This is a genomic window from Phocaeicola sp. RTP21198st1_B8_RTP21198_201120 (assembly GCF_040929485.1).
GTDB lineage: Bacteria > Bacteroidota > Bacteroidia > Bacteroidales > Bacteroidaceae > Phocaeicola > Phocaeicola dorei.
This window is the reverse complement of sequence record NZ_JBCOCI010000263.1, coordinates 1-1,720: the sequence shown is the minus strand read 5'-3', so window position 1 is coordinate 1,720 and position 1,720 is coordinate 1. Positions and strand designations below refer to the sequence as shown.

The window sequence follows — 1,720 nt, the reverse complement described above, 5'->3', positions numbered from 1 at the left end:
TCCTAAAGCTACATTGATTTTAGCTGGCAACAACAAGCAATCACTTACCCCAACATATCCAACACCAGTTAAAGTTAATCATTCCACAACTGCTATAGCGCAGAATGGTGCTCTTATCTATCCGACAACACCTAATACAAATATAGATAGTATTCTGAAACAACGGAGCGAAGTTATAGAAAATAATACGTTAACCACAGAACAAGGTAATGAGTTCAGAGTAACCTTTGAAGATGGAACAACCGTACATCTTAACTATAATACAGAATTACGATATCCAGTAAAATTCAGTCAGACGAAACGTATGGTTTATCTTAAAGGAGAAGCCTATTTTAAAGTTGCCCAAGATACTCGTCCTTTCTATGTTATCACCGACCATGGAACAATAAGACAGTATGGCACAGAATTTAACGTTAACACTTTTAGCCCCGAACGTACAGAAGTTGCATTAGTAAAAGGAAGCATTAGTATTATACCCACAAAAAGCAGCCAAGAACAATTCATTAAACCTGGACAATTAGCCCATATTGAGCAAAAGAACAACAATATATCAATACATAATGTAGATCTAACTCCCTATATAGCATGGAATGAAGGACGACTCATCTTTGAGAATCGCACTTTGGAGAATATTGTTGAGATCTTAGAACATTGGTATAATGTAGACATTTCCTTTGGCACTTCCGAACTTAAACAACTTCGATTTACAGGAAACATGGACCGATATGCCACAATCAGCCCCATATTAAAAGCAATAGCACGTACTACGAATTTACAAATAAAGATAAAAGGAAGAGAGATTTTAATCACAGACAATTAATTACTAATTAAACAAGAAGAAAGAATGAGAAAGACAAAAAGTAGAGAAAGAGTCCGAATACTTTCTCTAGTAATAGTATTATTACTATTACCCACAATGATGTTTGCCATTCCTAAAAGTGGCAAAAAAGTAACTTTAAATCTGGAATCTGTCACTGTCAAAGAATTTTTCGATGCTTTAAGACAACAAACCGGATTAAGCTTTGTCTACAACACAGAGCAGACAAAGTCACTGAAACCCATCACCATCCATGTAAAAGATGAAACTGTGGATAGCGTACTACGCACTGTTCTTAATGGCACAGGACTCACCTATAGCATGGAAAGAGATATTGTTACCATCTCTAAAGCAGAACAACAAGGAGATAAACGCTCCGCAACCGGTATTGTATCAGACGAAGAAGGATACCCCTTACCCGGTGTTAATGTTGTAATTAGTGATCTTCAACGATTTGCTATAACTGACAATAATGGTAAATACAGTATAGAGATTCCCACTAATACAACATGTACTATCACCTTTTCATATATCGGAATGTCTACTCAACTAGTGATGATTAATAGTGGTCGGAATGATGTACGGAAAAATATTACTCTAAAGAGTGATACTAAATTAGATGAAGTTATCGTTACTGGTATTTATACTCGTAAAGCGGAAAGTTTTACTGGGGCAGCAACTACTATTTCAAGCAAAGATCTGATGCGTGTCGGAAATCAGAATGTTTTTCAAAGTTTGAAGAACTTAGACCCTACGTTATACATCGCAGATAATTTCAGCATGGGTTCCGATCCTAATACAACTCCAACAATGTCCATGCGTGGTACTTCCAGCTTTCCAACAACAGAGACAAGTTCATTAAAAAGCAACTATCAAAATCAACCTAATCAACCCTTATTCATT

At 36.0% G+C, this 1,720-nt stretch carries 2 protein-coding genes; both read left to right on the top strand.

Features of this window, described 5'->3' with window-relative positions; all coding sequences use genetic code 11:
* On the top strand, window positions 1-820 hold an 820-nt coding region (locus tag AB5935_RS25225), incomplete at its 5' end, for a FecR family protein (RefSeq protein ID WP_368327782.1).
* 24 nt (window positions 821-844) lie between these two features.
* Window positions 845-1,720: secretin and TonB N-terminal domain-containing protein (locus AB5935_RS25220; protein WP_368327781.1), on the top strand; the 876-nt coding region annotated here is incomplete at its 3' end.